21 protein-coding genes are annotated in these 24,509 nt (G+C 64.5%); 12 read left to right on the top strand and 9 right to left on the bottom strand.

Going from position 1 to position 24,509, the window contains the following annotated elements:
* Positions 1-56: 56 nt before the first annotated feature.
* From AC3A4H_RS03435 to AC3A4H_RS03425, 3 genes are all read left to right on the top strand, one after another.
* On the top strand, positions 57-1,388 hold the full coding sequence (locus tag AC3A4H_RS03435; protein ID WP_487765427.1) for an NAD(P)H-dependent oxidoreductase: 1,332 nt from the start codon (positions 57-59) through the stop codon (positions 1,386-1,388).
* A gap of 73 nt (positions 1,389-1,461) precedes the next feature.
* A complete protein-coding gene (locus AC3A4H_RS03430; RefSeq protein ID WP_487765426.1) occupies positions 1,462-1,704 on the top strand; it encodes a type II toxin-antitoxin system VapB family antitoxin in 243 nt (80 codons plus the stop codon).
* Positions 1,704-2,096 (top strand): type II toxin-antitoxin system VapC family toxin, encoded by a 393-nt coding sequence (locus AC3A4H_RS03425; protein WP_487765425.1) that lies wholly within the window; start codon positions 1,704-1,706, stop codon positions 2,094-2,096. The genes AC3A4H_RS03430 and AC3A4H_RS03425 overlap by 1 nt, the downstream gene beginning before the upstream one ends.
* 11 nt (positions 2,097-2,107) lie before the next feature.
* On the opposite strand, the gene proC is transcribed toward AC3A4H_RS03425, so the two are convergent.
* The 5 genes from proC to AC3A4H_RS03400 all read right to left on the bottom strand — a co-directional run bounded on the left by proC (position 2,108) and on the right by AC3A4H_RS03400 (position 7,007).
* Entirely contained in the window at positions 2,108-2,923 is an 816-nt protein-coding gene (gene proC / locus AC3A4H_RS03420; protein WP_487765424.1) for a pyrroline-5-carboxylate reductase, read from the bottom strand.
* Between the two features lie 85 nt (positions 2,924-3,008).
* The gene (locus tag AC3A4H_RS03415) at positions 3,009-4,133 is read right to left on the bottom strand and encodes a metallophosphoesterase (RefSeq protein WP_487765423.1); all 1,125 of its coding nucleotides are present in this window, start codon (positions 4,131-4,133) and stop codon (positions 3,009-3,011) included.
* 58 nt (positions 4,134-4,191) lie between these two features.
* On the bottom strand, positions 4,192-5,520 hold the full coding sequence (locus AC3A4H_RS03410) for an O-antigen ligase family protein (protein ID WP_487765422.1): 1,329 nt from the start codon (positions 5,518-5,520) through the stop codon (positions 4,192-4,194).
* Positions 5,489-6,487 carry a glycosyltransferase family 2 protein gene (locus AC3A4H_RS03405; RefSeq protein WP_487765421.1) on the bottom strand — a complete coding sequence of 333 codons (999 nt, stop codon included), beginning with the start codon at positions 6,485-6,487 and terminating at the stop codon, positions 5,489-5,491. The genes AC3A4H_RS03410 and AC3A4H_RS03405 overlap by 32 nt, the downstream gene beginning before the upstream one ends.
* 205 nt (positions 6,488-6,692) lie before the next feature.
* Positions 6,693-7,007, bottom strand: a complete 315-nt coding sequence (locus AC3A4H_RS03400; RefSeq protein ID WP_487765420.1) for a hypothetical protein — start codon at positions 7,005-7,007, stop codon at positions 6,693-6,695.
* A 278-nt stretch (positions 7,008-7,285) separates the two neighbouring features.
* Between AC3A4H_RS03400 and AC3A4H_RS03395 the strand changes: the two genes are divergently transcribed.
* Genes AC3A4H_RS03395 through AC3A4H_RS03385 form a run of 3 tightly spaced genes read left to right on the top strand, consistent with a single transcriptional unit; the run spans position 7,286 to position 10,145 of the window.
* The gene (locus AC3A4H_RS03395) at positions 7,286-8,461 is read left to right on the top strand and encodes a glycosyltransferase (protein ID WP_487765419.1); all 1,176 of its coding nucleotides are present in this window, start codon (positions 7,286-7,288) and stop codon (positions 8,459-8,461) included.
* Entirely contained in the window at positions 8,458-9,231 is a 774-nt protein-coding gene (locus tag AC3A4H_RS03390; RefSeq protein WP_487765418.1) for a WecB/TagA/CpsF family glycosyltransferase, read from the top strand. Before AC3A4H_RS03395 ends, AC3A4H_RS03390 begins: the two co-directional genes overlap by 4 nt.
* A complete protein-coding gene (locus tag AC3A4H_RS03385) occupies positions 9,228-10,145 on the top strand; it encodes a DUF6492 family protein (protein WP_487765417.1) in 918 nt (305 codons plus the stop codon). Before AC3A4H_RS03390 ends, AC3A4H_RS03385 begins: the two co-directional genes overlap by 4 nt.
* A 44-nt stretch (positions 10,146-10,189) precedes the next feature.
* On the opposite strand, the gene AC3A4H_RS03380 is transcribed toward AC3A4H_RS03385, so the two are convergent.
* Complete coding sequence (locus AC3A4H_RS03380; RefSeq protein ID WP_487765416.1) at positions 10,190-11,485, bottom strand: lipopolysaccharide biosynthesis protein; 1,296 nt, start codon at positions 11,483-11,485, stop codon at positions 10,190-10,192.
* 189 nt (positions 11,486-11,674) lie between these two features.
* On the opposite strand from AC3A4H_RS03380, the gene AC3A4H_RS03375 reads away from it, so the two are divergent.
* From AC3A4H_RS03375 to AC3A4H_RS03365, 3 genes are all read left to right on the top strand, one after another.
* On the top strand, positions 11,675-13,891 hold the full coding sequence (locus AC3A4H_RS03375; RefSeq protein ID WP_487765415.1) for a GNVR domain-containing protein: 2,217 nt from the start codon (positions 11,675-11,677) through the stop codon (positions 13,889-13,891).
* 115 nt (positions 13,892-14,006) lie between these two features.
* Positions 14,007-14,906, top strand: coding sequence for a bifunctional methylenetetrahydrofolate dehydrogenase/methenyltetrahydrofolate cyclohydrolase FolD (folD, locus tag AC3A4H_RS03370; RefSeq protein WP_487765414.1), 900 nt, complete (start codon positions 14,007-14,009; stop codon positions 14,904-14,906).
* An 18-nt stretch (positions 14,907-14,924) separates the two neighbouring features.
* Positions 14,925-15,929, top strand: a complete 1,005-nt coding sequence (locus AC3A4H_RS03365; RefSeq protein ID WP_487765413.1) for a GlxA family transcriptional regulator — start codon at positions 14,925-14,927, stop codon at positions 15,927-15,929.
* 542 nt (positions 15,930-16,471) lie between these two features.
* Here the strand turns inward: AC3A4H_RS03365 and edd are convergent.
* The 3 genes from edd to zwf all read right to left on the bottom strand — a co-directional run bounded on the left by edd (position 16,472) and on the right by zwf (position 20,540).
* On the bottom strand, positions 16,472-18,295 hold the full coding sequence (edd, locus tag AC3A4H_RS03360) for a phosphogluconate dehydratase (RefSeq protein ID WP_487765412.1): 1,824 nt from the start codon (positions 18,293-18,295) through the stop codon (positions 16,472-16,474).
* A 68-nt stretch (positions 18,296-18,363) separates the two neighbouring features.
* Positions 18,364-19,065: a 6-phosphogluconolactonase gene (pgl, locus tag AC3A4H_RS03355; RefSeq protein WP_487765411.1), complete on the bottom strand. Its 702-nt coding sequence runs from the start codon at positions 19,063-19,065 to the stop codon at positions 18,364-18,366.
* 5 nt (positions 19,066-19,070) lie between these two features.
* Positions 19,071-20,540 (bottom strand): glucose-6-phosphate dehydrogenase, encoded by a 1,470-nt coding sequence (gene zwf / locus AC3A4H_RS03350; RefSeq protein WP_487765410.1) that lies wholly within the window; start codon positions 20,538-20,540, stop codon positions 19,071-19,073.
* A 196-nt stretch (positions 20,541-20,736) separates the two neighbouring features.
* Here zwf and AC3A4H_RS03345 point away from each other — a divergent pair, with 196 nt between their 5' ends.
* The 3 genes from AC3A4H_RS03345 (at position 20,737) to AC3A4H_RS03335 (ending at position 24,000) form a co-directional block, all read left to right on the top strand.
* Positions 20,737-22,212 carry an aldehyde dehydrogenase family protein gene (locus AC3A4H_RS03345; RefSeq protein WP_487765409.1) on the top strand — a complete coding sequence of 492 codons (1,476 nt, stop codon included), beginning with the start codon at positions 20,737-20,739 and terminating at the stop codon, positions 22,210-22,212.
* Positions 22,213-22,248: 36 nt separating this feature from the next.
* Positions 22,249-22,998: an SDR family oxidoreductase gene (locus tag AC3A4H_RS03340; RefSeq protein WP_487765408.1), complete on the top strand. Its 750-nt coding sequence runs from the start codon at positions 22,249-22,251 to the stop codon at positions 22,996-22,998.
* Positions 22,999-23,334: 336 nt separating this feature from the next.
* Complete coding sequence (locus AC3A4H_RS03335; protein WP_487765407.1) at positions 23,335-24,000, top strand: cell wall hydrolase; 666 nt, start codon at positions 23,335-23,337, stop codon at positions 23,998-24,000.
* The last annotated feature ends 509 nt before the right edge of the window (positions 24,001-24,509 follow it).

Below are 24,509 nucleotides of genomic sequence, written 5' to 3'. Positions count from 1 at the left end.
CCTTGGCAAGACGGGCACGTTTCCAAGCCCTCTTCAGACTTGCATCGGACCCGCCAATGACCAATGTCGCCCTCACCGGGCTTGCCCGCGATCTTGCCAAACGCGCCGACGAAGGACGCCCGGTGCGCATCGGCGTCATCGGCTCGGGCGAGATGGGCACCGACCTTGTCACCCAGACCATGCTGATGAAGGGGGTTGAGGTCTGTGCCATCTCCACGCGCCGTCCGCATACGGCGCACGCGGCAATTGAGATCGCCTATGGCGACGATGCGAAAGCGCGCGAGGCCGACACCCCGTCCAAGGTTTCTGCGGCCATCGAGGCCGGCAAGATCGCCATCACCTCCAACGAGATGCTGGTTACCAATCCGCTGATCGACGTGGTCATCGACGCCACCGGCAAGCCGGGCGTTGCCGCCGATTTCGACCTCATGGCCATGGAGCACGGCAAGCACCTCGTCATGATGAATGTCGAGGCCGATGTCACCATCGGCGCCTATCTCAAGAAGCAGGCCGACCGGCTCGGCGTGGTCTATTCTGTCGGCGCCGGCGACGAGCCGTCGAGCTGCATGGAACTCATCGAGTTCGCCACCGCGCTCGGCTACACCATCGTCTCGGCCGGCAAGGGCAAGAACAATCCGCTCAACCATGATGCCGTCCCCGACGACTACCGTGAGGAGGCGGAGCGCCGCAACATGAACCCGCGCATGCTGGTGGAGTTCATCGACGGCTCCAAGACCATGGTGGAGATGGCGGCCATCGCCAACGCCACCGGCCTTGTGCCCGACAAGCCGGGCATGCACGGCCCCAAGGTCGATCGCGATGATCTCGCCAAGGTGCTAATCCCGCGCGAGGACGGCGGTGTGCTGAGCCGCAAGGGCGTGGTCGACTACACCATCGGCAAGGGCGTGGCGCCGGGCGTCTTCGTCATCGTGGAGGCAACCCATCCGCGCATCATCGAGCGCATGGACGATTTGAATGTCGGCCGGGGGCCTTATTACAGCTTCTTCCGGCCCTATCATCTCACCTCGCTTGAAGTGCCGCTCACGGCCGCCCGCATCATGCTTTATGGCCGGCCCGACATGGTGCCGCTGCCGCGCCCGGTGGCCGAAGTCTGCGCGGTCGCCAAGCGCGACCTCGCCGCCGGCGAGACCTTCGACGCCATCGGCGAGACCTGCTACCGCTCCTGGACCATGACGGTGGAGGATGCGCGCGCCAGCCGCGCCGTTCCGGTCGGCCTGCTTGAAGGCGGCAAGGTGCTGAAGCCCGTGAAGAAGGGCGAACTGCTTACCACTGAAAACGCCGCGCCCGACCCCACAACCCGCCTTTTCGAACTGCGCCGCAGGCAGGACGAGATGCTCTATGGCGTGGAATTGAGGGCAGAGGCGTAATCTGCAGGCACGCGGCACTCGTGTAGAATTGTCATGACGGCGCCGCTATACTGATGGCGCTTGGAGGCATGACATGAATCTACAGATCAGGGATCCGCGTGCCCATGAACTGGCGCGCAGACTGGCTGAGAAGCGCAAGGTCTCGATGACGGAAGCCGTCATCGAGGCGCTTGAAGCCGAGTTGAAACGCGAGGGTGCACGAACGCCTTTATCGGAGCGCCTTGCCCTGCTGGCCGATGAACTCACGGCAAAGGCCGGCCCGGGCGGTCGTCACATGAGCAAGCAGGAAATCGATGAGATGTGGGGTCACACCTGATGTTCATCGATACCTCCGTAGTCGTCGCGATCCTTGCGGCAGAGGATGACGCGGCGCAATGGAGTGATCGACTTGAGCAAGCTTCAGGAAAAGTGACATCTGCGCTGGTCGTGCTCGAGGCGACGATGCGGCTGTCGACCTTGCTCGCAATCGAGCCTTCGATCGTGGGAGCGACGATCGAGGCCTTCTTGCGGGAGGCAGACATCGAGATCGTGCCCATAGACGCCGAGGAAGCTCCGCTCGCGATCGAGGCTTTCTCAAACTACGGCAAAGGGCGCGGCCATCCCGCGCAACTCAACCTCGCCGATTGCCTGTCCTACGCCTGTGCCAAGGGCAGGGGGATTCCTCTGCTCTACAAGGGAAATGATTTTTCCCACACAGACCTAGCCTAGTTCAGCCTGGTCTACTTCCCCAGCTCGATCGATCTCAGTCGCGCGGCGTCCACGGCCTCCGTCACCAGCGTCTTCAGCCGGTCGCCGCCCATCAGCACGCCAAGGGCTGCCGCCGTGGTGCCGTTGGGGCTCGTCACCTGCTGGCGCAGAACGCCAGGCTCCTCGCCGCTCTCGGCGGCAAGGCTGGCGGCGCCGAACACGGTCTGCATGGAAAGCAGCTTGGCGGTGTCGGTCGGCAGGCCGGCATTTTCGGCTGCTGCTGTCAGGCACTCGATGAAGTGGAAGATGTAGGCCGGGCCGGAGCCGGAAACCGCCGTCACCGCGTCCATCAGCTTTTCGTCGTCGATGGTCGCCACCGCGCCGCTCGCCGCCAGCAGGCCGTCGACGAACTGCTTGGTCTCGGCAGTCACGCGACCATTGGCGCAGACCACCATCATACCCTTGCCGATCGCCGCCGGCGTGTTGGGCATGACGCGGATGATTGGCGTCTGGTTGCCGAGAATCTGCTCGAAAGTGGCAATCGGGGTTCCGGCCGCGACGCTGACGAAGCTGGTGGCACCATTGCCGAAGCGCGCATAGTCGGACGTCACCTCACGGATCACCTGCGGCTTCACCGCCAGAACCACCAGCCTGGGCGCCGCGCCGGCGGGAATGTCGGAGGCTGCCGCGCTCGTGGCGGCACCTAGCTTCGCTGCGCGGTTGCGCAACTCGTCATTGGGCTCGACCACGAAAGTCTCGGAAGGTTCTAGCTGCCCCGATTTCAGCCAGCCGGCCAGCATCGCGTAGCCCATGTTGCCGCAACCGGCCAGCACCACTTTCACGGTCATTCGTTCCTCCTGAAAAGTCCCTATCCCATAGACGGAGTTTCGCGGCGGCGGAAGCGGTTGCGGGCGTTCATCGGCTGCGCGGGTTTCACAGCCGCTTGCTGAACGCGTTTGTGAAACTCACTTCGCCCTCGCTGCCCACGGCCTCGGCCATCACCACGTCCATGTAGCCATCCGCCACATGCACCACGGCGAAGCCACCGAGGAAGGCGGCTTTCGGCTTGAATATGTCGAGCCCATCGCGGCGGTAGATCATGGCCGTGTCGTGCTGATGTCCGTGGAAGACGCCGACGACGTTGTATCCGGAAAGCACAGAGAGCAGAGCGCGTCTCTCCTCATCGCTCCACCAGTGGGGCGCGCCGGAGCCTTCGTCGTCGAAGTGTCGCGCCGCAGGGTCCCACCGTTCGAGCGAGAAGGGGTCCCAACCATAGTGCTGGAAGATGATCACCGGCCGCCCGTCTCCGGCAAAGGTGGCAAGGTCGTCTTTCAGCCACGGCAGGCTGCTCACGGCGCCCTTCGCGGTATCGCCCGCGAAGCGGTGGGTCTGCACCAGATGCAGGCCGCCCCAGTCCCAGGAATAGTTGTCGGAATGGAGATCGTAATTGGTCGCCGGCACGGGCGGCTTGAAGACCACGCTCGGCCGGTGATTGAGCTCGATATAGTCGCGCATCTCGCGCCGATACCAGTCGACATGGGGCGGCGGCCCGTCCTGGTCAAGGTCGTGATTGCCGAGCCCGGCATAGACGGGGAAGTGCACGCGATCCGGCCCGGTGTCCTGCTGGTAGCGCTGACTGAACTGCAGCAGCTGCGTGCCTTCGCTAGGCGCCGTCACCTGGCCGCCTCCGTCGTCGGTCATGTCTCCGCCCACGACTATGCCGAGGGGCGTGGCAATGTCTTGTCCACCGCTGGCGAGTCTGCTGGGCTTGCCGCCGATCTCGAGCGGCCATGTACGTTCCGCAATCCGGTTGATTGCCGCGATGTGGCGCAAGAGGTTGGCGTCGGTCTTGCCTTCCTGCTCGCAATTCGGGCTGAGGCCCACTGCCATGCGGCAGGCATGCACATCGCTGATGAAGATGAAGGTCGCGTCGATCGGCGGGCGGGCCGCCTGCGCTTCGGCCCGGTTTTGCGGCCCCAGCAGCGGCAGGGCGGCCATTCCCAAGGCGCCGCCAATCAGATCTCGCCTTGTGAGAGAAGGCGGCTTGCCGGCTTTCATCTAGGTTCCTCGGCGTTGGACTTGGTCAGGATGGGGCGGGCAGCCCTGCTTGGCAAGCTCAGCGCTTCACCCCGGCCGTCACCGGAAAGCGCGCCACCAGCCGCAGACCGATGACGCTGAACACGAAGAACAGCCACACCGGGTCCGCGCGCCGGAAGAAGAAGCTTTCCAGGAATGCGTTCAACGCGGTGAACAGCAGGATCATCATGAAGAAGTCGCCCAGATAGACGTTCTCCTTGAGGAGCGGGATGCGCATGTAGTCGCGGATAGGCGCGACGAAAAAAGCGTAGGCTGCTGCGCACAGCGCAGGCAGGCCCATGGCAAGGGCGATGTCGAGATAACCGTTGTGGCCGTGCACGATCTCGCGGATGTCCCAGGCCCGGTCGAATGGCTGTTCCGAGTCCTGCACCAGAGGCGTGCCCCAGAAGCTCTCAAAGCCGTAACCGGTCCAGGGGCGCTTCGCGATCATCTCGCCGGCAAACTCCCACAGCGTGGTGCGACCAGTGTAGGTCAGGTCCGGCATGGCGTGGTGCACAAAATCGCGCAGCGGATCGATGAAGACGATACCAAGCGTGCCCACTGCGGTGCCTGCGATCGCCAATCCGAACAGGATCGGTGTCAGCAGGCGCATGCCGACAATGCCGGGCAGGACCACCAGCAGGATCGACAGCGGCACAAGTCCGGCTGTGGTCTTGGAGCCGGTGTTGATCATGAAGATCATTGCCGCCGCGAGCAGGAACAGGCCGCTGCCGCGCCAGCCGCGACGGGCGAGATAAAGGCCGCCGAAGCTCAGGCAGGCCATGATTGGGCCAGCGATGTTCTTGTGCGTGAAAACCCCGCGCCACAGCCCCGCGTGTTGCGGCTCGGGCGAGGCGTATGTGTGCATGGCCGCGTCGGTAAACAGCGCCAGTCCGGCATAGCTCAGCATCACCACGGTGAGCCCGGAAATGGCAATCGCCATGGAAAAGGAGTCCGCATCGCGCGCAATGGCCAGGATCGTCGCCATGACCAGTATGCCGATGAACGTGAAGGACGCCGCGCGCAGAGCGGCAGAAGGGTCGTCGGCATGCGCAACCGAAAGCAGCAGGAACGCAAGCACCAGCAAGAGCGACGGCGCGAAGAGCGCCATCAGCACCCGCCGGTCGGTCATGGTCAGCAGGGCGAAGATCGAGATCGCACCCAGCGCGCCGAAGCCCACCTGGTTGACGATGTCACCGCCGGTGCTCGCCAGTTCCGCATCGCCGTGGAAGGGCCGAAACGAAACCATGACGATGGTCAGCAGCAGCGAAGCGATCGCGGTGGCGATGCCGGTCCGCGAGAAGGCGTCGGCAAGAGATGACAAAGAGCCGGCCGGCTCAGTTCTTCTCAGGCTGGCGGTATTGCTCATTGGCATATCCGAACTCGGCCATGATCCGGCCCAGCGCCACATAGACAGGGTAGAGCCCGATGGAAGGCGAGCCGGTGCGGGCCAGCCCAAGTGCGCCCCTTGCCGGCGAGGCAGCAAGCAGCGCCAGGCTTTTCAGGAATACCTTCGTGTTCGCCAGCGGTGTGCCGGCGCGCTTCTTCTTCTCCACCAGCGTTGAGATGACGCCGTTGCGCAAGGCGCGTGCGCGGATCCAGTCGGGCTCCACACGGCGCGCCGGTACAGCTTCGTAGACGGGCGCCTCGGCGCACCATGCAAGCTTGAAGCCGCGTTGCGCGGCCCGGCTCAGGAAGTCGGAATCGCCGCCCCCCATAAAGTTGAACTTCAGATCGAGGAAAGGCGCGCCCATCGCCATCAACACGTGGCGGCGGATCAGCAGGTTGCCGGAAGAGTACAGTGCCTTCACGCGCCCGCTCTCGGTGTAGGGCGGCGCGAAGACCGGATGAGTGGCCCAGCGGTTGTGCTCGGGCCTGGCGAAGACGGGCACCTGCGGCCCGCCGACGATGTCGGCTTCCAGCGTTTCGGCGGTGCGGCACATGCGCTCCAGCCATTGCGGATCGGCGATCTCGTCGTCATCAATGACCATCAGGTAGCGTAAGCCCGGAAAATACCGCAGTGCGGTCTCCCAGCCGGCATTGTAGGCGCAGCAATTGCCGCGCTCATGCGCGATGATGACCATGCCGGCAAGGCGGGCGCTCTCGAACAGCGGCAGGGCGGCTGCCGCTCCTTCGCGGGCCTCGGCATCGTTTTCCATGACGATCACGGCGAAGCGTCGCGTGGTCTGCTGGGCGGCGAGTGAGTCCAGCGTCGCAAGCAGTTGCTGCGGCCGCCTGAATGTCGGCACCGTGACCACGACCTCCGCGCAATCGCCCTCGAGCGCCGGAGACCGGCCGGCGATCGAAACGGAAGCCCGGAATGGCGAAGGGTTCATGCGCAGGTCCGCCTGTTCTAACGTCGCCTGCCGTAGCACTGGTGCCGATAAGGATTGGTTAAGCCGCCCGCAGCGAATATCTTTGCTTAACAGTCATTTAGATGGAAATTGCAGGCGCGCGTGCTTGCGTTCCGGCCATTCAGATGGGCGCGCCGGCATTTCTTGCCGGCTGCGCCGCCTGCTATCTCGTCACCCGTCTTTTGGACTAGTCCAGCCCGGTCACGATCCCGCACAGGTCCTGCTCGCGAGGGCTCTGGGGGTCGCGACAATCTTCCTGAACCTGCTTGCGCTTTTCCGCCGGCATCTTGTGCCATTCCATCCTTATTTCCTCGGGCGTGCGCATCTTGGTCATTTCGCTGTCCAGATAGAGCGGCCCCACGATTTCGGGGTTGGAGACGGATCTCTGCCTGTCGGCCCCGCTCGAATCCGTGGTGTCGGACTCCGTGGTCGTTTGCGCAAGGGCTGTGCCGGTTGCCAGCGTCAGTGCCAGCGCGGCGATAGGAAGTAACTTGAAGGTCATGCCGTTTCCTCCTGGGGTTTGCGGTTCAGCGCCCGAGACGTTCCGTAAACAGGGAGGGGTGAAAAAGGTTCCGGTTAGTATTTTGTCCCTATAAGAAATCTGCGAGGCTCAAAAGGAAAACTTCGATCTAAATCGAAGTGGCCGCAATTTAGGTGAGACGATTTCAGATAGACCGTCAGAAAAGAGTTTGCGTGCGCTCCGCACCACGCTCTGGCCCTGCCTTCCTTTAATCATCGATTTATAGGGTTGTGATAGATGCCGTCTCGAATAGGGACGAAATGCATCTTCTGTTTGCAACATCGATCGTGCCCGACGGCGCGCTGGGATCGGGCTATGAGATTGCCAACGCGGCAATTATAGACGGCCTGCGCCGTGCCGGCGTGCGCGTCACGGTGCTGGGCTTCGTCTGGCCCGGCCGCTCGCCTTCCGATCCCGAAAACACCATCGTTCTGGGCGAGGTCGACGTGCGCACCAATGGCGCGCCACTGCGCCGCAAGCTTGCCTGGCTGCGCGACGCCATGCTGTCGGGCCTGACCTTCTCTTCGGTCAAGCTGCGCATGGTCGGCCCGGCAACGGTGCGTCGCGCCGTCGAGGCTGCCGGGCCTTTCGATGCGTATGTGCTGAACTCGGTGCAGTTCGCCGGCGCTTTCGAAGGTGTTTTCCGCGATCGGCCGACCCTTTTTATCGCCCACAATGTCGAGCACCGCTCGGCCCAGGAAAACGCCCGCGCAGCCCACAGCACCTTCCAGCGCTTCCTGTATCGTCGCGAGGCGCGGTTGCTGGAAAAGCTCGAGGAGCGGCTTTGCCGCAAGGCGCGTTTCGTCTTCACCCTGGCCGAAGAGGACCGCGAAGCCCTCGGCGTCGCTTCGCCCGCGCGGTCGGCCGCGCTGCCGCTGGTCACCCGCGCCAGCGAGCCGCCACCGCCGGAGGGCCGCACGGTCGAATACGACGCCGCGCTGATCGGAACCTGGACCTGGCAGCCCAACCGCATCGGGCTCGAATGGTTCCTGCACGAGGTGGTGCCGCATCTGCCGCACGATTTCACGGTCAGGATCGCGGGCCACCTGCCGGGCGACGTCACCTCCAGCCATCCAGGCGTGAAGTTCGTGGGCCGGGTGCCCGACGCCGAGAGCTTCGTGCGCGGTGCCGCTGTCATCCCGCTGGTCAGCCGGGCCGGAACCGGCGTGCAGCTCAAGACCATCGAAACCTTCGAGCTCGGCCTGCCATCTGTCGCCACGGCCAGTTCGTTGCGCGGCATCGACCACCGGCCGGAAAATTGCATTGTCGCCGACGATCCGGCGTCCTTTGCTGCCGCATTGCAACTTGCGGCTTCCGGCGCATGCCGCGACGTCGATGGCTGCGATTTCTACTGGCGTCAGCGCCATGCGCTGGACGCAGGCATCCGGCGCGGCCTACAGGCGCTGGGGCATATAAGCCTTGAGGTGACGGCGTGAACTTGCATTCCAACCACGCCTCATTCGGGCTCGATTCCCGAAGGGACATTCTCGGCATATCGGTGGCCAGCGTCGCCCGCGACGAGGCGATCGGCATGCTGGAGCGGATGCTGTCCGAGCGCCGCTTCACCAAGGTCAGCTTCCTCAATGCGCACAATGCCAACATCGCATGCAACGATGCCGAGTTCGCTTCCGCGCTCAAGGATTTCCTCATCCTGCCAGATGGTGTCGGCGTCGACATTGCTGCCAAGCTTCTCTACGGTGAGGCATTTCCGGCAAATCTCAACGGAACCGACTTCATTCCCGGCTTCCTGAAGGCCTCGAAGCAATCGCTCACCGTCGGTCTCATCGGCACGACGCGGGCCAACGCCGAGGCCGCGGCAGAAAGGCTTTCTGCATTGTCGCGCCAGCATCGTTTCGCCGTGCTTCACGACGGCTTTTTCACCGAGCAGGAAGAACCTGAAATCCTCGAGCGCATCGCCAGGCTGCGCCCGGATATCCTCCTGGTGGCCATGGGCGTGCCGCGCCAGGAACTGTGGATCAGCCGCAAGATCACAGACAGGCATTGCACGCTGCCAATCGCCGTCGGCGCGCTTCTGGATTTTCTCAGCGGCGCGGTGCCGCGCGCACCGTTGTGGATGCGCCGGTTGCGCCTGGAATGGGTGTTCCGGCTGCTGATCGAGCCCCGCCGCCTGTGGCGCCGCTATGTCGTGGGCAACCCGTTGTTCCTGGCGCGCGTGCTGCGGCAGAAATTCTTCGGGCGGGCATGATGGAGCACGCCGCAGCCTCCTTCGAAATCACGGCGCCGCGGCAGACTGCGCTGCGCGCTGCCATCGTCACCGCCAGCTATGCGCCCGATTTCGAGCGCTGCCGCCTGCTTTGCGAGACGTTGGATCGCTACGTTATCGGCTCCCAGCATCACTACATCCTGGTCGAGGGGCGGGATGTCCCGCTTTTCCGCCAATTGGAGCGGCCTGGCCGCACGGTGGTGGACGAGCGCGACCTTCTGCCCGGCTGGCTCCATGTCATGGACGATCCGCTCAGCCTCTTTCGCCGGCGCGTGTGGTGGAGCTTCAGGACGATGCCACTGCGCGGCTGGCATGTGCAGCAATTGCGCCGCATCGCCATTGCCGCCCATGTCGAGCCGGAAGTGCTGATCTATGTCGATTCCGACGTCGCGTTCCTGAAGGCCTTCGATTGCGGCGCGTTCCAGCGCGACGGCAAGGTGCGGCTGTTCCGTCGCGACGATGTGGCGAGCGGGCTCACGCGATATGGTCACCATATCTGGTCGAAGAACGCCGGAAGGGCGCTCGGCATCGCCCATCCGGAAATGTCGCCGCACGACTATATCTCCACCCTGATCGCCTGGCGGCGTCTAAGCGTTATCGACATGTGCGCGCGCGTGGAGGCCACAACGGGCCGCGATTGGGTCGAAGTGCTCGGAAGGGCACGCCAGTTTTCCGAGTGCCTGCTTTATGGCCGGTTCGTCGACGAGGTTCTCCACGGCCAACACCATTTCCACGGAGCCGACGAGTTCTGCCGCGTGCACTGGGTCGGCGAGCCGCTGTCGGACGAAGGTTTTGGCGAGTTCGTCGCCTCCATGTCTCCCGAGCAGGTGGCCATCGGCATGCAGTCCTTCATCGGGACCGATCTCGGCCGCATCCGCCGCCTGGTCGAAGCCTGAGCGCCTTTTTCACACGCAGCTTGTGGACGCGCCTGTCGGTGGGGTCACGCCGCCTTGGCCGGCCGCCTGAGCGCGGGGTAGGTGAGGGTGGCCGAGGCCACCCAAAGCGCGGCAAACAGCGCGTTCAACGACCATATGAGTTCCGCCGCGTCCGGACCGTGCTTGAGCATGAAGACCAGAAGCAATGCCTTCAGCCCGGCCAGCATGGCGAGGTTGAATGCCCGCAACAGCGTCTGCCCGCGCGCGAACAGAAGCTCCGACTGGTACTCGACAAGGTTGCGCAGGCCCGGCACGCAAAGGCCAAGCCCGACCAGGGGAGCGGCGGTGGAAACATTCTTGCCCAGTATATTCGGGAAGAAGTGCAGGATCACCGCCAGCGCGAGCAGCGCCAGGGTCGAGACGGTGAAGACGCCAAGCTCGATGCCGATGCGCGTGCGCAGCCGCGCCAGTATTTCCGGCGCGCGCATCATGCGTTGCACCAGCATCATCGAGAAGGTGCGGATCGGGATCGCGGTCAGGTCCACCAGCCGCATGACAATTGCATAGACACCGGCAAGCTGCGGCCCGCCGATGGAAAGCACCAGCAGCTTGTCGAACTCCATCTGCAGGTAGAACAACACCTCGGCGCCGGCCACATAGACCGAATCCGCCATGCGGCGCAGATAGAGCGGCGGCCGCAGCCGCAGGCGCTGGCGCGGGTAGAAAAAGGCGAAGGCGATGACGGCCGAAACCGCATTGGCAGCGACGTAGAATAGCGACCAGTCAGCCAGCGTCGGGCTCGGCCAGAAGAAGAACGCCGCCGCAAACAGGGCGCGCATCAGCGTACCGGCGATCGCCATCACCGAGGCGCGCCCGAAGCGGCCAAGGCCGTTATTGACGATCAGCACCACTTCCACCGGCCGCCACAGCAGGGCTTCCGCCAGGATCACGGCGGCAAAGACCGACAGCGCCATCTCGCCGTCAAAAAACAGCAGGTAGACGCCAAAGGCGGCGGCGGCCAGAACAGGCAGTGACAGCATGGCCAGCAGCAGGAAGCCGGCGGTGAAGGTGCCGATGAGGTTCGGCCGCACCGTCGCGGTCCGGTAGAGCGCCGAGATGAAGCCGAAGGCCAGCAGCCGCGAAAGCATCACCCCGGCTGCGGAAGCCGTGGCAAAGCGGCCGAAATCGGCCAGCGAGAGCGCGTTGGCCAGCGCAACGAAATAGACGAGCGAAAACACCAGCCGCCCGCCCGCGCCGCTTACGGCCGAGAAATAGTCGCGTATCAGGCCGCGCCGCTCCGAAATGAAGGCGGAAAGGCGGGCGCCGAGGAGCCCGGTTTGGGTGTTGGTGGCCTGGGTCATGGTGTCAGTGCCGACGCTAGCAGCGAAAGCTTAATGCGCGGTTCCGGGCGTGCGGTCGCCGCTGGGCTGGCGGGCTCGCCGCATCAGGAATGCACGGCGCCGAAGGCCATTAACGGTTTGTTTTCCATGAGTGCTTAGCGTGGCATTGCGCATTGTCCGCAGTTTCCCCGTTCGAAAAGCCGCGCCAGAATGTCAGAAACCGAAAATCGCGCCGACCTGAAGCGGTCGCTTCTTGCCTATGCGCGCGACGAGGGCGACCACGCTCCGCTTGGCACTGGCTCGCTTCTGGCGCTGGCCCGCGACAATGACGACGTCGAAGGCGCGCTCGAGCGCCATCGCGCTGCACGTTCGCGCCGCGAAGAACGGATTCGACGCGAGGCTCTGGCGGCCATGGATGCCGCCGCAATGGATGCTGTGGCCAGGGACGCCGTAGCAAAGCCGGCGTCGCCAGTGGCAAGCGCCCCGATCCGCACGGGCGGCAGGCTTTCTGGCTGGCTGTCGCGTTTCAGGCGCGGCAGGGCGGGGCTGGAACCCGCCGCAAACGAACACGCCCATCACCGGCCGGCATCCGCATGGACGGCGGATGCCGTTTCCCACATGGGCTCGGAAGATGTCTCCGAAACGGTCGAAGCCGACGACGACCGCCATTGGAAGCCGCTGATCGATCCGATGAAGGTGATCGGCGGCATCGGCCGTTCATGGAAGCTGATCGCACTCTGCACCGTGCTAGGCGCGCTTCTTGGAGTTGCAGTCGCCGTTTCGACGCCCAAAAAATATGTCGCGGTCACCGAATTGCTGATCGACCCGCGCGACCTCAAGCTGGTCGACCGCGATCTTACACAGGCCGGCTTCTCCAATGAGGCCACGCTTGCCATTGTGGAGAACCAGGTCCGCGTCATCACCTCGGGCACGGTGATGAGCCGGGTCGTCGACACGCTGCATCTCGATGAAGACCCCGAATTCAATGGGCAGGGTGGCAGCCGTGGGCTTCTTTCCGGCCTTCGCTCGGCGCTGTCGGGTGCCAAGGGCGCGGACGATGCGGGTACGCGTCGCGCACTCGCGATCGACAATCTGGCCGAAAGCCTTTCGGTCGAGCGCGGCGGCAAGACCTTCGTGGTGATAATCGCCGTGAAGACGCTGGACGGCGAGAAGTCGGCCCTCATCGCCAACACCATGGCGGACGTGTTTCTCAAGACCTATGGCGAGCTCCAGTCCGACACCGCCACCCGGGCCACCGAAGAGCTTACCGCACGCCTGTCCGAACTGCGCGACGGAGTCGAGGCCGCCGAGCGCGAGGTCGAAGCCTTCAAGGCCGAGCACGACATCATCAACCCGCAGGGCCGGCTCATCACCGACGATGAGCTGGTGAGGCTCAACGACCAGCTTTCCATTGCGCGCGCCCGCACGCTGGAGCTGAAGGCCAAGGCCGCCTCGGCCGGGTCGGCGAATGTCGGGGCTGTCGTCGGCGGCGAGTTGCCGGAGGCGCTGGCCTCTCCGATAATGACTGAGCTGCGCGCGCAATACGCGGCGACGAAGAGCGAGGCCGACCGCCTGGCCGTCAAGCTCGGTCCGCTCCATCCGCAGCGTCAGGCGATCGACGCCCAGCTTGCCGGCGCACGCGAGCAGATCAGTGCCGAGCTGCGCCGCATAGCCGCCGCCGCCCAGACCGAACTCACCCGCTCGCAGCAACTCGAACAGGAGCTGTCGTCGCGGCTGGCGCAGCTCAAGGTCCGTCAGGGCGGCGTAAATCGCGACATGGTGGCCTTGCGTGAGCTGGAGCGCGAGGCCGCCGCCAAGCGGGCTGTCTACGAGGCCTTCCTGCTACGCGCCCGCGAAACCGGCGAGCAGCGCGACATCAACACCGCCAATATGAGCGTGATTTCGGTCGCCTATCCGCCGCTGAGGGCGAGCGGCCCGTCGCGCTCCACCATCGCGGTACTGGGTACCGCGCTCGGCTTTTTCGGCGGCGTGGGTCTGGGCGGCATGCGCGGCGCCTATGAAAGCCTGCGCGAAACCGCGCATCGCCGTCGCCGCCGACCGGCCGTCCAACCTGTGACACCGGTCGCCGCGACGATCGGGCCTGAAGACGATCCCACCGAACCCGGGGGCGGGCATCCGCGCCCGCCGGAGCCAGGCAGCGCCGACCGTGCCCAGCCGCTGCTGCGGGCCGTGCCGCAGCCTATCGAGCCCTCGGCGCACGCCTTTGCGCCGGACCATGCACCAGAAAGCGAGCAAGAGATCGCATCCTCGGGGCCAGCCGCGCCGGCGACGCATGGCGATGTTCCCCGACTGGCCGCCCCGGCTGCGCCCGAACCGTCGATCGACGAAATCCGCGCCAGCCTGCGCGATTTCCGCCATCGGGTGGAGGGGCTCGCAGAAGCCCGCACCCGACGCCGATATTTCTGAGGGATCTGCAACTCCAATTGTGGCTTCGCGCCATTCAACGGCGCAACGACGGGATTGCGTCGCGGATTTTTCGTGACTATGCCTTTTCACACAGTGCTTGCGCCAGGGAAGAGACATGACTGAAATTATTGACGGGAAGATCGTAGCCGAAGATGTCGTGGAAACGGTGAAGCGTTTCACGGCCGAGCTTGCGGAAAAACACGGCGTCCAGCCCGGGTTGGCCGTGGTCATCGTCGGCGAGGATCCGGCAAGCCAGGTCTATGTCTCCTCCAAGGGCAAGAAAGCCAAGGAATGCGGCTTTCTCTCGGTCCAGCACACGCTGCCGGCCGAGACCAGCGAAGCCGATCTGCTCAAGCTCATCGATGACCTGAACGCCGATGCGACCATCCACGGCATCCTGGTGCAGCTGCCGCTGCCCGACCACATCGATTCCGGGAAGGTGATCCAGGCCATCGCGCCGCAGAAGGACGTCGACGGCTTCAGCTTCGTCAATGTCGGCAAGCTCGGTACCGGCGAGGTCGACAGCGCCTTCGTGCCCTGCACCCCGGCCGGTTCCATGCTGCTCATCGAGCGCGTGCGCGGCAAGGACCTTTCGGGCCTCAACGCGGTCGTCGTCGGCCGCTCCAATATCGTCGGCAAGCCCATGGCCAACCTGCTTCTGGCAGCCAACTGCACTGTCACCATCGCGCACAGCCGCACCAAGGATCTGCCCGCGCTCGCCCGCACCGCCGACATCCTCATCGCTGCCGTCGGCCGTCCGGAAATGATCAAGGGCGACTGGGTCAAGCCCGGCGCCACGGTCATCGACGTGGGCATCAACCGCATCCCCGCACCGGAGAAGGGTGAGGGCAAGTCCCGGCTGGTGGGCGACGTCGAGTTCGACAGCGCGCACAAGGCGGCCGGCGCTATCACCCCGGTTCCCGGCGGTGTCGGCCCGATGACCATCGCCATGCTGATGGCCAACACGCTGGTTTCGGCAAGCCGCGCCGCCGGCGTCGAACCGCCGGCCTTCTGACCACTGGCCGCACCAACCATGCCGGCCTCGCCGCAGCCCGTTCCGGTGGAGATGCAGCTCTTGCCCGACGGCGTGCAAGGAGGCCGGCAATTCGCCTTCCTGCTGGTCGACAAGTTCCCGATGTTTTCGCTGGCTGCGGCGATCGACACGGTGCGCTCGGCCAACCGGCTTCTCGGCCACAATTTTTATGGCTGGACCACCGTCTCGGCCGACGGCGAGGCGGTGACCGCCTCCAATGGCCTGGCGCTGAAGGTTGGCTACAGCGTGGCCGACATTCCGCAGGTGGACATTCTGTTCGTCTGCGTCGGGCTCACGACCGAATTTCCGGGCAAGAGCAAGGTGCTGGCCGCTCTGCGCGGCTGGGGCCGGCGCGGCGGAGCGCTTGGCGCGCTTTCGGCCGGCTCATACCTGCTGGGCGAAGCCGGCCAGCTCGACGGCTATCGCTGCACCATCCATTGGGAAAACCGCGCCGGCTTCAGCGAGCGCTTTCCCGAAATCCAGTGCACCGGCAATGTCTTCGAGATCGACCGCAAGCGCTACACCTGCGCCGGCGGCACCACATCGATCGACCTCATGCTGGAGATCGTGCGCGGCGACCTGGGCCCCCACATCGCCAACGGCGTCGCCAACCAGTTCCAGCACGAACGCATCCGCTCGGCCACCGACCGCCAGCGCATAGGGCCTGAGCGCGACCTGACCGGCAAGTCGGAGAAGCTGCGCAAGATCGTCGAGCTCATGGCCGACAATCTCGACGAGCCGTTTTCGGCGCTCGAGCTTGCCAAGATGGCCGGGCTTTCAGTGCGCCAGGTAGAGCGGCTGTTCCTGCGCCACCTCAACGTCACGCCCGGGCGTTACTATATGCGGCTGAGGCTTGAGCGGGCGCGCGAGCTGCTACGCCAGACCAATATGCCTATCCTCGACGTGGCGGTCGCCACCGGCTTCACCTCGCATTCCTATTTCGCGCAAAGCTATCGCCTGCAATTTGGCCGGCCGCCATCGGAAGAGCGACGCACGACGTATTGAGGGGGCGGCGCGTTCCCTCCCCCTTGAGGGGGCGGCCCGAACGGCCGGGAAGGGTAGGTTCATGCCCGGCACTACCGTAGTTTGAATTCATCCACGCCGTACGACGCGACAGGCTCATTCTGCACCGCTGCGGCGGCTTTGGTCGACCGGCATGGGTCCCCGGAACCTTCGCACTTCGCTATCGCTCGTGCTTCGGCCCGAGGATGACGGGGATAGGACGGCCGGGAGCAGCACTGGTCAGCGGGTTGCCCACCACCAGCTTGCCTCTTCCTTCTCGGTCTCTGTCATTTCGCGGTGTTCCCAAGCCTTGCCGTTCCAGCGACGCATCGCAGCATTTGAACTGTCCGGTCGCCAATCGGCATGACGACCGCGCAAGGCTTCATACAGCCGCTTCAAAAGCGCCCGCACGTCTTTCCCCCAGATTGTATCCCCAGCCGCCACTCAATCAAAGATTGGCGACTGATGCAACCATGGGGCGTGAATTTTGATGGGGCACGCTGTCCGCGTGCGGTCGCTTTCGGCCAGTGGAGGAGAGCGGCAGGCTATCCCAGTCCGAACGCACGGGCGCCTTCGTCGGCGCGGCCGGCCATCTGGCGGAAGCCGGCGAACAATTCGCGCCCGAAGCCGTGTTCGTTTTCTGTAAGGTCGATCAGCGGCACTTTTCGAGCCTTCAGTTCGGTCTCGGGGATGAACACGTCAAGCGTGCCCTTCTCGGCGTCGAGGCGCACGAGGTCGCCGTCGAGGATCTTGCCGATGACGCCGCCTTCCAGCGCCTCCGGCGTGACATGGATCGCCGCCGGCACCTTGCCCGATGCGCCCGACATGCGGCCGTCGGTGACAAGCGCGACCTTGTGCCCGCGATCCTGCAGGATGCCGAGAATGGTGGTGAGCTTGTGCAACTCCGGCATGCCGTTGGCGCGCGGGCCCTGGAAGCGGATGACGGCGACGAAGTCGCGGTCGAGCTGACCGGCCTTGAAGGCGTCGTGCAGCGCCTGCTGGCTGTCGAGAACCACTGCCGGCGCCTCGATGAAGCGCCGCTCCGGCTTCACGGCCGAGGTCTTGATGACCGCATGGCCGACATTGCCGGAAAGCATTTTCAGGCCGCCGCTCGGCTGGAACGCCTTGGCGAATGGCGCCAGCACCTTCTCATCGCCGCTTTGCTTGGGTGCTGCCTCGCGTTGCACCGAGCCGTTGGCGCCGAGCCTGGCCTCCACAGCATAGGGGCGCAGGCCTTCGCCCCACACGGTCTGCACGTCCTCGTGCAGCAGGCCGGCATCGAGCAACTCGCGGATCAGGAAGCCCATGCCGCCGGCGGCGTGGAAATGGTTCACGTCGGCAAGGCCGTTCGGATAGACCCGCGCCAGCAGCGGCGTGGCGTCGGAAAGGTCGGAAATGTCCTGCCAGGTCAGCCGGATGCCGGCCGCCGCCGCCATGGCGATGAGGTGGATGGTGTGGTTGGTCGAGCCGCCGGTGGCGTGCAGCCCCACCACGCCATTGACGATGGAGCGCTCGTCGATCATGCGGCCGACAGGAGTGTAGGCATTGCCCAGCGCGGTGATGGCCAGCGCGCGCTTGGCCGCTTCCTTCGTCAGCGCGTCGCGCAGCGGCGTGCCGGGATTGACGAAGGAGGCGCCCGGCGTGTGCAGGCCCATGATCTCCATCAGCATCTGGTTGGAGTTGGCGGTGCCGTAGAAGGTGCAGGTGCCGGGGCCGTGATAGGATTTTGATTCCGCCTCCAGCAGTTCGGCGCGGCCGACCTTGCCCTCGGCATAGAGCTGGCGGATTTTTGCCTTCTCGTCATTGGGCAGGCCCGAGGTCATCGGCCCGGCTGGGATGAACACCGCCGGCAGGTGGCCGAAGCTGAGGGCGGCGATCAGCAGTCCCGGCACGATCTTGTCGCAGACGCCGAGGAAGACTGCAGCATCGAACATGTTGTGGCTGAGCCCCACGGCCGCCGCCATGGCGATCACGTCGCGCGAAAACAGCGACAGTTCCATGCCCGGCTGGCCCTGGGTGACGCCGTCGCACATGGCCGGCACGCCACCCGCCACCTGAGCGATGCCGCCGGCTTCATGCGCGGCCTGCTTGATGAGCTGCGGATAGGTCTCGAAGGGCTGATGCGCCGACAGCATGTCGTTGTAGGAGGTGATGATGCCGAGATTGGGCACCGTGTCGCCGCTGAGGACCGCCTTCTCGCCCGGTGCGCAGGCGGCAAAGCCATGGGCAAGGTTGCCGCAAGACAGAACGGCGCGGTTGGCGCTGCGGCCGGCTGCCTGCGCGAGACGCTCGAGATAGAGCTGGCGCGAGGCCCGCGAACGCTCGCGGATCCGCTCTGTAATGGCTTCGATGTCGCTTCTGGCGGTCATGACGGTCGGTCCTTTGCGGGGCGGCCCCGAAAGCGCCGGGAGGATGCGCTTTGCGGAAGCTGGATGGATTACGGCGCCCAGAAGATCTGCACGGGCACCTTTGCATGGTCGAAGACGGCGCGCACCGGCAGATGCGGTTGGCCGTCGAGGGCGGCTTCCAGCACGCGGCGCTTTTCGGCGCCTTCGATGTGGAGCGCGATGAAGCCGGCCGATGCGATACGCGGCAGCGTCAAGGTCAGGCGCGGCTCGATGCCGCTCGGTGCATGCACCGGCAGCACGTTGGCCTGGGCATCCGGGTCGAGCAGTGCCGGCAGGTCGTCGGCGTCGGGAAAGTAGGAGGCTGTGTGGCCGTCCGCGCCCATGCCGAGGATTGCGGCATCGAGCGGCAGGGCATTGCGCGCGACTGCTTCGTCGGCGCGCCGGGCCGCGGCTTCCACATTGCCGGCCGGCGAATAGAGGCCGATAAACTTGGCGGCGGCGGCCTCGTTCTGCAGCAGGTTGGCAGCCACCAGCCCGGCATTGGAACGCTGAGAATCCTCCGGCACGAAGCGCTCGTCCACCAGCGTCACGGTCACTCTGGCCCAATCCAGCTTCTGCCGCGAAAGCGTGCGGAAGAACAGGCCGGGCGTGGTGCCGCCGGAGACGGCAAGCGTGGCCTTGCCGCGCTCTGCAATGGCTGCGGCCAGCACGCCGGCTACCCTTTCGGCGAAGGCCGGGGCCAGCGCCTGCGATGAGGCGAATTCGTGCCAGCTGAGGGCGGCCTTGTCCATCCCGCTCAGCTCTCGTGCCAGGTGCGGCCGTCGCGCTCGATCAGCGCGATGGAGGCCGAGGGGCCCCAGGTGCCGGCGGTGTAGCCTTGCGCTTCCTGGCGGCTGTCTTCCCAGGCGGCGAGGATGGGGTCGATCCAGCTCCATGCGGCCTCGACCTCGTCGCGGCGCATGAACAGCGACTGGTTGCCGCGGATCATGTCCATGATCAGCCGCTCGTAGGCGTCCGGATTGCGCTCCTGGAAGCTCTCGGCAAAGCTCATGTCGAGCGGAACGTGGCGCAGGCGCATGCCGCCGGGGCCCGGGTCCTTGATCATGATCCATTGCTTGACGCCCTCGTCGGGCTGCAGCCGGATGACCAGCTGGTTGGCGGCGATGTTGCCGGCGCTGTCCTCGAAGATGGAATGCGGGATCGGCTTGAACTCGATGACGATTTCCGAAACACGGGTGGCCAGCCGCTTGCCGGTGCGCAGGTAGAAGGGGACACCCGCCCAGCGCCAGTTGGCGATCTCGGCCTTGATCGCCACGAAGGTCTCGGTGTTGCTTTCGCTGTTGCCGAGTTCTTCGAGATAGCCCTTGACGGGCCCGTTGGCCGATGCGCCGGCGCGATACTGCCCGCGCACGGTGGTCTTGGGCGCTTCGTTGCCGTTGATGCGCTTGAGCGAGCGCAGCACCTTCAGCTTCTCGTCGCGCAGCGCATCCGCCTCCATCGAGGACGGCGCTTCCATGGCCACAAGGCACAGAAGCTGCAGCATGTGGTTCTGCATCATGTCGCGCAGCGCGCCCGCCTTGTCGTAATAGGTGATGCGGTCTTCCAGCCCCACCGTTTCGGCGACCGTGATCTGGACATGGTCGATATGGGCCGAGTTCCACAACGGCTCGTAGAGCGCGTTGGCGAAACGCAACGCCATCAGGTTCTGCACCGTCTCCTTGCCGAGATAGTGGTCGATGCGGAAGATCTGCTGTTCGGAAAAGACCTCGGCGATCTGATCGTTCAGCTCGCAGGCGGAGGTGAGGTCGCGGCCGATGGGCTTCTCCATCACGATGCGAGAAGTCGGCGTGACCAGGCCCACTTCCTGCAGGTGCCGGGAAATGTGGCCGAACAATGCGGGGGCGACCGCGAGATAGAAGGCGCGGATGCTTCTGCTGTTGCCGACCACCTTCTTCAGCTGTTCGAAGCCATCGCCCGACACTGCATCGATCCCGACATAGCTGAGGCGCTTCAGGAAGGACTCAAGCTGCCCCTGGTCGATCTCACTTGGCTTCACATGCGTGGAAATCGACTTGCGGGCGAAGGCACGGTAGTCGTCGTCCGACAGTCTGGCGCGCGACGCTCCGATGATCCGGGTGGGTTCGGAAAACTGGCCGGCGCGCTGGCGCTGGTAGAGTGCGGGCAACAGCTTGCGCTCGGCAAGATCGCCGGTGCCTCCGAAGACGATGAGGTCGAAAGGTTCGACTGGGATGATCTGGCTGGTCATTCTACATTCCGGAATCGCGGCAGCTGACAGTTCGACCTCTTGTATTCTAATCGATTTAAAATTGCCAGAGCCTGGCTGTCACAGCTCCTGCCTTCACACTGGTCCAATCTCGACCCCTGTGCTCGGGCGATAGTTGCCCGAGCTGCTGACCTGCACAGCATAGGACAAGCGGGGCCGGAATCCAGAGGAGGTGGCCATGGCTACGCATCTTTCTAGAACGGTGGCGGATGGCCAAGCGTTCATGCAACTCATCGATGGCCGCCAGGTGGATGCCCTGTCCGGCAAGCGCATAGATGTGCTGAGCCCATCCGACGGCAAGGTTTTCGCCTCGATTCCCGCGGCCGGCGAGGCCGATGTTGATATCGCCGTGCGGGCCGCTCGCCAGGCTTTCGATGAGGGCCCGTGGAGCCGCATGCCGGCGGTGGAGCGCGGGCGCTGCCTGACGCGGCTGTTCCAACTGGTGGAAAAGCACGGCGACGAGCTTGCCGCGCTTGAATCGCGCGACACCGGCAAGCCGATCCGCCAGGGTAAGGCCGATGTCGCCGGCGCTATGCGCTATTACGAATTCTACGGCGGGGCCTGCGACAAGATCCACGGCGACACCATCCCGTTCCTCGACGGCTATACGGCGCTGACCCTGCGCGAGCCGCATGGCGTGGTGGCGGGCATCATTCCCTGGAACTATCCGCTGCAGATCCTCGCCCGCGTCGTGGGCGCGGCACTCGCCATGGGCAACACGCTGGTGGTCAAGCCGGCCGAGGACGCCTCGCTGACCACCATTCGCATTGCCGAACTGGCGCTGGAGGCGGGATTTCCGGCCGGGGTGTTCAACGTGGTCACCGGCTATGGCCGAGATGCCGGCGCGTCGCTTTCCGCCCACCCACTGGTCGACTACGTCACCTTCACCGGCTCGACGCTCACTGGCACGGCCATCCAGCAGGCTGCGGCGATCAACAATGTCGGCGTCACCATGGAACTGGGCGGCAAGTCGCCGCAGATCGTCTTCGCCGACGCCGACATCGAAGCGGCGCTGCCGGTTCTGGTCAATGCCATTATCCAGAATGGCGGCCAGACCTGCTCGGCCGGCAGCCGCGTGCTGATCGAAATGCCGATCTATGAACGCGTGGCGGCGGCGCTGGCCGAGCGGTTCTCGAAGCTGGTCGCCGGCCCGCACGACGCGGACCTCGACCTCGGCGCGCTGATCAACCCACGGCAGAAGGAGAAGGTCTCCGGCATGGTCGCCGCCGCGGAAGAGGCTGGCATTCCGGTGCTGGCGCGCGGTTCGGTCCATCCCGATGCGCCTGCTGGCGGTTACTATCAGGAGCCGGTGCTGTTCGGCCCGGTCAATCCGACAGCCGTGATTGCGCGCGAAGAAATCTTCGGGCCGGTGCTGACGCTGTTTCCGTTCGAGGGCGAGGAGGAAGCGATCCGGCTCGCCAACAGCACCGAGTTCGGGCTTGTCGCGGGCGTCTGGACGAAGGACGGCGCCCGCCAGCACCGCGTCGCCAAGCGCGTGCGCGCCGGCCAGGTGTTCGTGAACGGCTATGGCGCGGGCGGCGGCATCGAGCTGCCCTTCGGCGGCTTCAAGAAATCGGGCCATGGCCGGGAAAAGGGATTTGAGGCGCTCTACGACATGTCGGCCACCAAGACGATCGTCTTCAACCATGGCTAAACGCAGCCATCGCGCGGTTCAGGAACAGGAAATCTCATGGCACGTCTGAAGGGCAAGGTCGCAGTCATCACCGGGGCGGCATCTGGGTTTGGCGAGGGCATGGCAAAACGCTTTGCCGAGGAGGGCGCCAGCGTGGTCGTGGCGGACCTCAACGCGAGAGGCGCCGAGCGCGTCGCGGGCGAGATCGGCGAGGCCGCGATCGCCGTGCAGACCGACGTATCGCAGCGTGCCGAGTTCGACGAACTGATCGCCACGGCGATGGGGCGCTTCGGCCGCATCGACGTCATGGTCAACAATGCCGGCTACACCCACCGCAACGGCGACATGCTCGGCGTGGAGGAGGAGGTGTTCGACCTCATCACTGCCGTCAACATGAAGGCGATCTACCATGCCGCGCGCACCGTGGTGCCGATCATGGAGGCGCAGGGCGGCGGCTCGATCATCACCACCGCGTCTACAGCCGGCCTGCGCCCCCGCCCGGGCCTGACCTGGTACAACGCCTCGAAGGGCTGGGCGATCACCGCCACCAAGTCGATGGCGGTGGAACTGGCGCCCAAGAACATCCGCGTCAATTGCCTGTGCCCCGTGGCTGGCGAAACCGGCATGCTGGCCCAGTTCATGGGCGAGGATACGCCGGAAATGCGCGACAGGTTCCGCGCCTCGATACCGCTCGGACGATTATCTACGCCGCTGGACATAGCCAATGCCGCACTGTGGCTCGCATCCGACGAGGCTGCCTTTATTACAGGCGTGGCACTGGAGGTCGACGGCGGCCGCTGCGTCTGACCTGGGGCTTCCGTGGCCTGGGAGTTCACCTGTGGATTCAGGGCCTTGCGGCCGTCTCCACGCATGGGACCGGGGTGCGGACACCTTGATGGAGACGTCCATCCGCACTCTCGCTTTCTTGCGTGCTGTGTCACAATGTTAGCGCCGTGCCGCAAAATGTTGCGGTTTTAGTCACTTTTCAGCCGGGAAATTGCTGCTTCTTGTGCGCGGGCCGGGGCGTACATGGAGTAAGGGGCCCGCGTGAAATATCTGGAGAGGGTGAGGGCGTGTCTGACGCTCGGCACCGTCGTGTCAGCCTGTTTTCTTGCCGGTTGCAATACGCAAGGAACTGGCCGCATGACGGACGACATCAAGACTTCGTCCATCGGCAGGACATCATCCGCAAAAACGTCGTATGGCTACACGGCCAAGGACAAGGAATGTCTCGCCCGCGCAATGTTTTTCGAATCCAACCGGTCGAGCCGCGACGGCCTTGTCGCCGTCGGCACGGTGGTGATGAACCGGCTGCAATCCGGCGCCTATGGCGACAGCGTTTGCGAGGTCGTCGGCCAGAAGGGGCAGTTCGCGCCCGGCGTGCTGTCGCGAAAGATGGAGTCGAAGGCTCTTCCCGACGTGATCGCGGCAGCCGATTCCGTCCTGAAAGGGGAGCGCCACCCGGGCGTGAAGAACGCCATGTTCTTCCATACGGCCGGTCTGCGCTTTCCATACAAGAACATGCACTATGTGCTGGTTGCCGGCGGCAACGCCTTCTACGAAAAGCGCAGCCGCCACCGCAGGCCTGAACTGCCGGCGGCGACCGGCGTGGCCAGCGCGGCGCAGCCGCAGCCGGTTGCGGCGGCAACTCCGCGCGAAACCGCCGCGACGCAGCAGAGCGCGAGCGCCGAGATTTCCTCCCCTGCGACCGCCCAGAGAGAACTGTCCTATGCGGCGGACAAAGAGGCGTTGGACGCGATCGGCGCCGTGATTGCCGCGGAAGGACGGCCGCTGGTGAAGGTCGACTAGGCATTTCCTACCTGCCGCTGTCGCAGCTGAAATTCTGAACTTGAGGATCGACAAAGACGCCCGGCAGCATTGCCGGGCTGTTTTTTTACCGGCGCCTAGACGGCGCAACTGTGAAATGTCCCGCGCAACGAGCAGCCGATTTATTTCAGGTTCGCGACCAAGAATATTGTTTTTACTGGCGGTGTTTTCCAGCGGAACTTGGTTTTATCTATCAGTTCATAATGGAGATGTTGAAAGATAATATCTGCATTTGCATGTTTAGAGAATTCGAATGGAAAAAAATGCAGGTACGTAGCAATATTTCTTTCGTTTAAATAAAGTAAACGACCTATTAACATGGATCAATGTCCCATGTTGGTCGGTGTGTATATTTGAGGTTGTCGCGTCACTCGCGATATGGTTGTACTAATAATTATAAATATACTTCTGGTTGCGATGGGCGTCTGCATATCCAAGGGGGAAATCCACAAGAGTTAGTCAAGAGTTGGAAAGTGCATCTCCAGCCGTTT

Source organism: Pseudaminobacter sp. Soil_N_29 (assembly GCF_057656055.1).
Note: the sequence above shows the minus strand (reverse complement) of the source record. Positions and strands in the feature narration are given on the sequence as shown.